Origin of the sequence: Jatrophihabitans sp., assembly GCF_036389215.1 — a bacterium.
Lineage (GTDB): Bacteria > Actinomycetota > Actinomycetes > Mycobacteriales > Jatrophihabitantaceae > Jatrophihabitans_A.
The window spans coordinates 1-8158 of sequence record NZ_DASVQG010000295.1 but is presented as its reverse complement, the minus strand read 5'-3'; the positions used below and the strand labels follow the sequence as shown (position 1 = coordinate 8158).

Genomic DNA, 8158 nt, shown 5'->3' with positions numbered 1-8158 from the left:
CATGCGCAGGGGGTTCGCCGACCCCGTCACCCTGCACAGCAGCGTGCGGGCCCTGCGCACGGTGCGCAGGGTGCTGAGCTGCGATGCCGTCGTGCTGGCCGGCGGCCGTGGCGTCCGGCTCGGCGGTCACGAGCTCGGCGCCAAGGCACTCATCCGGCTGGCCGGCTGGCCGCTGGCCGACCATGTGTTGCTGGCTGCCAGCTTCGCCGCCACCCGGGTGCAGGTCGGCCCGGCCCGGATCGCCCTGGGCAGCCCGGAGTTCTGCCTCGAGCGCCCGGCCGGGGGCGGCCCGGTCGCCGCGATCGCCGCCGCCCTGGACCGGATCACCCAGCCCAGCGTGGCCGTCCTGGCCGGTGACCTGCCCTTCATCGGCCCGGCCCTGGCAGAGCTGCAGCGCTGCGTCGCTCCCGGTACCAGTGACGTGGGCGTGCTGGTGGACACCAGCGGCCGGGTCAACTACCTGGCCGCGGTGTGGCGGACCGCCTCACTGCGGGCGGCAGTGGCGGCGCTGCCCTCGACCGCCAACGCTGCGGTGCGGGCGCTGTACGACGGGGTCGAGATCGCCCACGTCCCGGACTTCGATGCCTGTTCCGCCGATGTCGACACACCCGATGACCTGCGCGCGGCAGCGGAGCGGATCAGACGCCGCAGCCCGGGACGGCTGCCGACATCGCCGCTCGCATGGCCTCGACTGGAGCTGCACTCCCCGTCATGAGCTCGACCTGCCGGGCAGCCTGGTGCAGCAGCATCGCCGCGCCGCTGACCACCGGGGCACCGGCCGCGGCCAGCGCGCCGGCCAGCGGCGTCGGCCACGGGTGGTACACCACGTCCAGCAGTGCCTGGTCGGCGCGGAACGGCAGGCCGGCGTAGCGGTCGGCGGCTCCGGCCGGCAGCGTGGCGATGATCAGGTCGGCATCCAGCCAGCGTTGGGGCTGCGACAGCGGCGCCACGCTCACCTGCCGGTCCAGCCGCCGCGCGGTGGCCAGCAGCTCCCCGGCCCGGGACGGTTCGCGGACCAGCACGGTGACCCGGTCGGCATCGGGCAGGGCGGCCAGTGCGGCCTGGGCGGTTCCGCCGGCACCGAGCACGGTGACCGCTCCCCCGGCGGCCAGGCCGGCGGCGGCGAGCGCATTCTGAATCCCGGTCCAGTCGGTGTTGTCGGCATGCCAGCCGGCCGGGCCACGCAGCAGCGTGTTGCCGGCGCCGATGGCGGCCGCCTCCGGGCTGACCGAGCCGGCCACCCGCAGCACCTGGCGCTTGAGCGGCATGGTGCACGAGTAGCCCACCACCTCGGCCCCGGAGCGCGCGAGCAGGCCGGCCAGGCCGTCGGAGTCACACTCGATCGCGGTGTAGCTCCAGTCGGTCAGGCCGAGTGCCTGGTAGGCGGCCCGGTGCAGTACCGGCGACAGCGAGTGCCCGACCGGCTTGCCGAGCACCGCCGCCGAACGCCGCGGCAACTAGCAGCCCCAGCCGTTCGCCTTGCACTTGGCTACCGCGGCCGACCAGGCCTTCTCGTCGGCGGTGAAGATGTGGTGGCCCGCCGCGTCGGCCACCACGTAGTAGAGCCAGTTGCCGGCAGCCGGCTGGATCGCGGCTCGCAGCGAGGCCTCGCCGGGATTGGACACCGGAGTGGGCGGCAGGCCGGGGTGGGTGCGGACGTTGTACGGCGAGTTCTCGGCGTAGGTGACCGAGTTCGGATCCTTGCCGGTCAGCGCCACCCCGTAGCGGTTGGCCGCGTCGATGCCGATCGGCGTGCCCTTGGCCATCCGGTTCAGGATCACCCGGGCCACCTTGGGCCGGTCTTCGGCGAACTTGGCCTCGGACTCGATCAGCGAGGCGATGATCAGCGCCTGGTACGGCGTCAGCCGCTGGGCCTTGGCCGCCGCCGCGAAGCCGAGCTTGCGGTACTCGGTGCCGAACTGGGCGGCGAGCTGCTGCACCACCTGGTCGGCGGTCTGGCCCGGGTCGAACTCATAGGTCGAGGGGTACAGGAACCCCTCGGCGGTCTTGGGGCTGAGCCCCTCAGGCAGGCCCAGGTTCGAGATCCGGCCGGCGGCTGCCCGTAGCTCGGCGATGGGCAGGCCGGTCTTGCTGGCCAGCAGCGTGAGCACCTGCTTCTCGGTGTAGCCCTCGGGGATGGTGACCTCGGACACCAGGCGGTTGGCCGGATCGAGGATGGCGGCCATGGCGGCCTTGCCGGAGGCGCGCAGCGGCACCCGGTACACACCGGCCTGGATGTCGCTGGCCCGGCCGGAATCCTCGGCGGCCGTGATGAACGCGCGGCTGGACTTGACCACCCCGGCTCGCACCATCGCGGCCGCGACGTCGCTGGCGCCGTCGCCCGGTGACACCTTCACCTGGGTGAATCCCTGGCCCGAGCCGGAGTAGTCCGGGGTGGCGAACCGCTTGCTGACCGAGGTGACGATCTTGTAGCTGACCCCGATCAGGCCGAGGATCAGGATGATAGCGACGAAGGGGGCGAACCGGTGCGCTCGCCGGCGTCCCTGGTGACGCTGCGAACGCTTGCGGGCGCCCGGGACATGGGGCGCGCCGTCAGGGGAGGCGAACAGCAGGTGCTCGTCATCCCGCAACTCGTCGATCGAACCCTCCACCGTGTGAGGCCTTCCAATCCACTATTCAGGGTGGTGCTGGGTTGTTCAGGTGGTGCTGGTGGAACCGTCCAGGTAGGACTGCAAGATCTCAACGGCCGCGGCCTGGTCGACCACGGAGCGCTTGGCGCGGCCTCGGACGCCGCTTGACCTGAGGTTACGCTGCGCCAGAACCGTGGTGAGCCGCTCGTCGACGTAAACTACCGGACGCGGCGCGATCCGTGCCGCGACGGCCCGGCCGTACTCGCGGGCGTCCTGCACCGCCGCCCCGGCCCGCCCCGCCAGGGTCTGGGGAAGCCCGATCACCACGCCGACCGCATCGTGCTCGCTCAGCAGTGCGGCCAGCTCGTCGAGATCGGAGCCCAGCCGCCGGTCCCGGCGCAGGCTGGCCACCGGCACCGCGAGCACTCCGCGCGGGTCACTGCGGGCCACCCCCACCCGGACCGAGCCGACATCCACCCCGAACCACACGCCGGCTTGGCGAGGCTCAGGAGCCACCGGCCGCCGGCTTGTCGGCCGTCGGGCTGACCGCCGCGGCGACGTCGCCGGCCGGACCGGGTACCACGGCGCCGCTCGGTGCGGCGGCGCCGGTGGACAGCGCAGTCTCCCCGCCGGCATCGAGTCCTGCCGCGGCCCGCAGCGTGGCCTCCTGGGCGGACATGGCCTCGCGCACGTCGCCGGCGAAGTCGCGCAGCGCGGCGGCCAGCTCAGACAGCCCCGCCCCGAGGCTTGCGGCAATCCCCTGCGGCGTCATCCGCTCCGCGGCCCGGGACAGCCTGCGGAAGATCAGCACGCCGAGGGTGGCGCCGAGGGCGAGCCAGAACAGCCTGCGCATGTCAGCGGTCCCCGCCACGCCGGCTCGCGCGACGGTTGGCCCGCGCCGCCGCGATCGCCTGGCTGTCCTGCCGCTTGCGCAGGCTGGAGCGAACGCCGTAGGAGAAGGCCGCGACCTTGATCAGCGGGGTCCCCACGGTCGAGGACACGATCGCGGTCAGCGCCGCGGCATTCGAGGTGATCGAGCTGACGCCGTGGGTGATGCCCTCCATCTGTTCCAGCTGGCTGTTGACGTTGGCCACCGTGGTCTGGGCGCCGGTGAGCAGCGGGGTCGCGCCTTCGTGCGTCTTGCGGATCGCGAGGGTCGCCTCGTCCAGCGTCCTGCCCAGTTTCAGCAGCGGGATCGCGAGCAGCAGGACCAGCAGGACGAACGCACCTGCGGCGATCAAAGCGGCGATGGCTCCAGCGTGCACGCGGTGCCTCCTTCGGTTCTCGGATGTTGATGGACCTTACCCGCTGGGCGATCAGCGCCGGTTGCCACGGATCACCGCGCGCAGCTTGGCCAACCGCTCACCGATCGCCCGCTCGGCGCCACGCTGGCCGGGCTGGTAGTAGTCGCGCCCGACCAGTTCGTCCGGCGGGTACTGCTGGGTGGCGACCCCTTCGGGCAGGTCGTGCGGGTACTGGTACTTCTGGGCGTGGCCGAGCTTGCCGGCGCCGGCGTAGTGACCGTCCCGCAACGGCGGCGGAACCGAGCCGGCCGATCCGGCGCGGACGTCTGAGATGGCGGCGTCGATGGCCGTGATGACGGCATTGGACTTCGGTGCCAGCGCGAGGTGGATGGTGGCCTGGGCAAGGTTGATCCGGGCTTCGGGCATGCCGATCAGGGCCAGCGCCTCGGCTGCCGCGGTAGCGGCCAGCAGCGCCGTCGGATCGGCCATGCCGATGTCCTCGCTGGCATGCACGACCAGCCGGCGAGCGATGAACCGCGGGTCCTCCCCGGCCACGATCATCCGGGCCAGGTAGTGCAGGGCGGCGTCGACGTCAGAGCCCCGGATGGACTTGATGAAGGCGCTGATGACGTCGTAGTGCTGGTCGCCGTCGCGGTCATAGCGCACGGCCGCGGTGTCGACGGCTTGTTCCAGTGCCGCGAGGCTGATCTGCCGGCCGCCGTCGGCCTGCACGGCGCCCGCCGCGGCTTCCAGCGCAGTGAGCACCCGGCGGGCGTCGCCGCCGGCCATCCGCAGCAGGTGGGCCCGGGCCTCGCCGTCGAGGGTGACCGCGCCTGCCAGCCCCCGCTCGTCGGTCAGTGCCCGGTCGATCAGCTGGTCGAGGTCGTCGTCGGTGAGCGGTTGCAGGGTCAGCAGCAGGCTGCGCGAGAGCAGCGGGGCGACCAGCGAGAAGTACGGGTTCTCGGTGGTGGCCGCGACCAGGGTGACGGTCCGGGCCTCGACCGCGGCGAGCAGCGAATCCTGCTGGGTCTTGGAGAAGCGGTGAATCTCGTCGATGAACAGGACGGTGGGCCGGCCACCGTGTTCGAGGGTGCGGCGGGCGGTGTCGATCACCGACCGGACGTCCTTGACGCCCGCGCTGAGCGCCGACAGCTGGACGAAACGCCGGTTGCCGGCGGTGGAGACGATGGTGGCCAGCGTGGTCTTGCCGGTGCCGGGTGGGCCGTAGAGGATCAGCGACATCGGGGCGTCCCCCTCGACCAGCCGGCGCAGCGGTGAGCCGGGGCCGAGCAGTTGCCGCTGGCCGAGCACCTCGTCGAGGGACCGCGGGCGCATCCGGACCGCCAGCGGGCTGTTCGGGTCGTCGGCGCCGCCGACCTGGCCGGCGCTGCCGTAGCGCCCGCCGTCGTACGGTCCGCCGTCGAACTGGGGGTTGTTGCCGGCCGCCGTTGCGCGGCTGTCCTCATCCGGCTCGCCGAACAGCGTCATGACCGGTGCCCGGCGGGCCGTGTCGTGGCTGCTGGCATCCTCACTCCTTGCCGACTCCCCGCTTGCTGACTGCCGCGTGCCCGTCTCCGTGCCGACTCGGTGCCCGGCATGCTCGGCGTGCCGACCCGTGCCCGGCGTGCCCGGCGTGCCCGGCCAACCCTAGCCCGCGACACGCCGAGCGGCCGCCGCCACCGCAGGCTCATTAGATTAGGAGCCACGCGGGCTTCGACCGCGGGGATGGAGTTGCTGCCGATGGGTGTCATGACGGCACGACGCAGAATCACCCGGGTTCGGGCCGGGTCGCCGGACGAGCCGCGCAACGTCGAGTCCGTGGGCGACGAGCTGACCGTCGAGGCGCCGCTGAACCTGATCGTCTCCGGGGAGTCGATCGCGACCCTGATGCGCACACCTGGTCATGACCTCGAACTGGCGGCGGGCTGGCTGACCGTGGAATCGGGGGTCCGGTCGGCCGCGGAACTGCTGGGCCTGCGGCAGTGCCGCACCTCTGACGACCTCGAGCTGCGGGCCGCTGACGGGATCGACGGCATCAGCGGCCGGGGCATCGACCAGGTGCATCTGGCGCTGGCCGACGGCGTGCAACCGCCCCGGCCCCGGGCCTGGGTGACCGGGGCGGCGTGCGGGGTCTGCAGCGCCGACGTCCTCGACCTGAGGCCGCTGCGCCGGTCCGCTCCGCACACCACGGGCTGGACCGTCGCGGCGGAGGTGCTGCAGGGGTTGCCGGACCGGGTGCGGCAGCGGCAGCGGACCTTCGACCGGACCGGCTCGCTGCACGCCGCCGGGCTGGCCACGGACACCGGGGAGCTGCTGGTGGTCCGCGAGGACGTCGGGCGGCACAACGCGGTGGACAAGGTCACCGGCTGGGCGCTGTTCGCCGGCCGACTGCCTGCGACTGACCTGCTGCTGGTGGTCAGCGGCCGGGTGTCGTTCGAGATCATCCAGAAGGCGGTGGCGGCCGGGGTGGCCGGGGTGGTGGCGGTGTCGGCCCCCTCGGACCTGGCCGTGGATCTCGCTCGCGATCACGACCTGGTGCTGGCCGGCATGGTGCGGCCGGGCCGGATGAACGTCTACGCCGGCAGCCCGCTGGTGACCGGCCTGGAGTAGGTGGGTTGCCGGCGTTCGGATGGCAGCTCGCTGGGGCGGTCGAGGCAGCTCGGCAACCGATCGAGGCAGCTCGGCGGCCAGCCGGGTGGGCCGTTCTGGCCGAGGGCGTCGGCCTGGCAGTGCTGATGCCGGTGATGGGCTTACACGAACAACTTGCCCTCGTCGAGATTGAGCGCGTGTTCGATCGCGTTCGCGCTCTCCCGGGAGCAGCTGTCCCGGCGGCCGGTGCACAGGTGGTTCACCGTGGAGTGGCTCAGCCCGGCTCGTCGGGCCAGTTCCCGCTCGGTCATGCCGGCCAGTTCCAGGCACTCGACCAAGATTTCCCTGCTCCGTAGGCGCATGACAGCTCACCTCCCGTCACCGCGGGGGGTTTCGGCCCGGGCGTCAAGTACCCATGACGGACAGGGCGTCCGGCGGTGTCGGACTCCCTGGGCATACAGGCCTCCAGCATGGACGCGGCGGGCAGACGAGAGAATGACAGGCAGCGAAAGCAAGCTTTCTTTTCTGCAGTCGTTCTATCGATCTTGGCTGCGAGTACTTGTTTTGTCAAGTACTGTCGGACGGCGGGTCCGATGCTGTAGAACGGAGGTTAAGGACTGCCCGCCCTGGCGGATCCCGGAATCCCAGACGTGATCAGTAGAGTGCCCAGACGAATAGCAGGCACTAGTACTCGCTGCCACGTGTAGACAGCCGGTGTGGTGTGGTTTGGCGTGGAGGTACAGGAATGGAAAAGGAATTTCGGTATGCATGCGTTTCGTAGGCTGATCCAGGCACGTATGGACGAGCGCGGGTACAAACCGGCCGATGTCGTACGTCTGTCAGGCCTGTCGAGGCAGACGTTGCACTCCATCCTCACCGATTCGCGGGACACGATCAAAGAAATGCCCTCACGCAAGACCGTGTACGTGCTTGCCGAGGCCCTGCGGATGCCTGCGGACCAGTTGCTCATCGCGGCCGCCGAAGCCTACGGCGTGCCGGTCGCCGCGCCGGTCATGGTTCCCACCGTCACGGACGTGTCGGACGCCGAACTCGCCCGGGAACTGCTGCGTCGAGCTGTCGCTCGAGAAGAGAATGGCGGCGCGGTGCCGCCACCGCTGCAACTGTCGAACATCGACGGCGAATCGGTGCTGGCGGTCGTGGACCTGCGGCGGCGGCTGCTGGCCGAAGCCGCCGCCGAGGCCGATGACCGTCCGGGACTGGCCGAAACGCTGGATCACCTGGCGAGGGTGATCACCGCCGCCCTGGCTCAGGCCGCCAAAGCTGCCGACTGAAGCCCCTCGTACGGAATAGGTGAGTTTGCGACACTCCACTACTCTGCCATTCAGCATTTCGAGATGCATTACATCGCTAATAGGCACGCCGATGTAGACAGACTTGCCTTGATCCCTCGATAAGAACATGCAGTCCTACTTAGGTAATTGCAGATTCGAGGGGCCAGCAGTGATGGAACGCATATCTCGACGGCTCAGAAAGGAGGGTCGCCGAGATATGTCCGGCCAGCCAGGGCGCGTTCGGCGGGCCGTTCGGCTGGGACACCGCCGGTGGCGGCCGACCCGGTGTGGGGACGGTTGCTCCAGCGTTGTGGTGGGTGGTTGGTGTGTGGGTGGCCGGTGTCGTCGGTCCAGGTGAGTGTCCCGTCGTGGTTGCGGTGGTATTGCCAGCCGGTGTTGGCCTTGCAGAGGTTGTGTCGGCGGCAGGCCAGGGCGGCGTTGC

Annotated in this window: 10 protein-coding genes and 1 pseudogene; 3 read left to right on the top strand and 8 right to left on the bottom strand. The window is 71.0% G+C overall.

The window, feature by feature from the left end; translation table 11 throughout:
- Nucleotides 1-715: molybdenum cofactor guanylyltransferase (gene mobA / locus VF542_RS16610; RefSeq protein ID WP_408652807.1), on the top strand; the 715-nt coding region annotated here is incomplete at its 5' end.
- On the opposite strand, the gene VF542_RS16605 is transcribed toward mobA, so the two are convergent.
- Genes VF542_RS16605 through VF542_RS16580 form a run of 6 tightly spaced genes read right to left on the bottom strand, consistent with a single transcriptional unit; the run spans nt 639 to nt 5170 of the window.
- A complete protein-coding gene (locus VF542_RS16605) occupies nt 639-1457 on the bottom strand; it encodes a shikimate dehydrogenase (protein WP_408652806.1) in 819 nt (272 codons plus the stop codon). The two genes, mobA and VF542_RS16605, sit on opposite strands and share 77 nt — an antisense overlap.
- Nucleotides 1458-2612: an endolytic transglycosylase MltG gene (gene mltG, locus VF542_RS16600; RefSeq protein ID WP_408652805.1), complete on the bottom strand. Its 1155-nt coding sequence runs from the start codon at nt 2610-2612 to the stop codon at nt 1458-1460. It abuts the gene before it with no gap.
- A 45-nt stretch (nt 2613-2657) separates the two neighbouring features.
- Nucleotides 2658-3107, bottom strand: coding sequence for a Holliday junction resolvase RuvX (gene ruvX, locus VF542_RS16595; protein ID WP_408652804.1), 450 nt, complete (start codon nt 3105-3107; stop codon nt 2658-2660).
- Nucleotides 3097-3444 carry a hypothetical protein gene (locus VF542_RS16590; protein ID WP_408652803.1) on the bottom strand — a complete coding sequence of 116 codons (348 nt, stop codon included), beginning with the start codon at nt 3442-3444 and terminating at the stop codon, nt 3097-3099. Before VF542_RS16590 ends, ruvX begins: the two co-directional genes overlap by 11 nt.
- 1 nt (nt 3445) lies before the next feature.
- Nucleotides 3446-3856, bottom strand: a complete 411-nt coding sequence (locus VF542_RS16585) for a DUF948 domain-containing protein (protein ID WP_408652802.1) — start codon at nt 3854-3856, stop codon at nt 3446-3448.
- A gap of 51 nt (nt 3857-3907) precedes the next feature.
- Nucleotides 3908-5170: a replication-associated recombination protein A gene (locus VF542_RS16580; RefSeq protein ID WP_408652808.1), complete on the bottom strand. Its 1263-nt coding sequence runs from the start codon at nt 5168-5170 to the stop codon at nt 3908-3910.
- Nucleotides 5171-5575: 405 nt separating this feature from the next.
- Between VF542_RS16580 and VF542_RS16575 the strand changes: the two genes are divergently transcribed.
- On the top strand, nt 5576-6445 hold the full coding sequence (locus VF542_RS16575) for a formate dehydrogenase accessory sulfurtransferase FdhD (RefSeq protein ID WP_408652801.1): 870 nt from the start codon (nt 5576-5578) through the stop codon (nt 6443-6445).
- Nucleotides 6446-6585: 140 nt separating this feature from the next.
- On the opposite strand, the gene VF542_RS16570 is transcribed toward VF542_RS16575, so the two are convergent.
- On the bottom strand, nt 6586-6786 hold the full coding sequence (locus VF542_RS16570; RefSeq protein ID WP_408652800.1) for a helix-turn-helix transcriptional regulator: 201 nt from the start codon (nt 6784-6786) through the stop codon (nt 6586-6588).
- A gap of 354 nt (nt 6787-7140) precedes the next feature.
- Here VF542_RS16570 and VF542_RS16565 point away from each other — a divergent pair, with 354 nt between their 5' ends.
- Complete coding sequence (locus tag VF542_RS16565; protein ID WP_408652799.1) at nt 7141-7716, top strand: helix-turn-helix transcriptional regulator; 576 nt, start codon at nt 7141-7143, stop codon at nt 7714-7716.
- A 194-nt stretch (nt 7717-7910) separates the two neighbouring features.
- Here the strand turns inward: VF542_RS16565 and VF542_RS16560 are convergent.
- Nucleotides 7911-8158, bottom strand: a pseudogene (locus VF542_RS16560) (hypothetical protein); the annotation flags it as partial.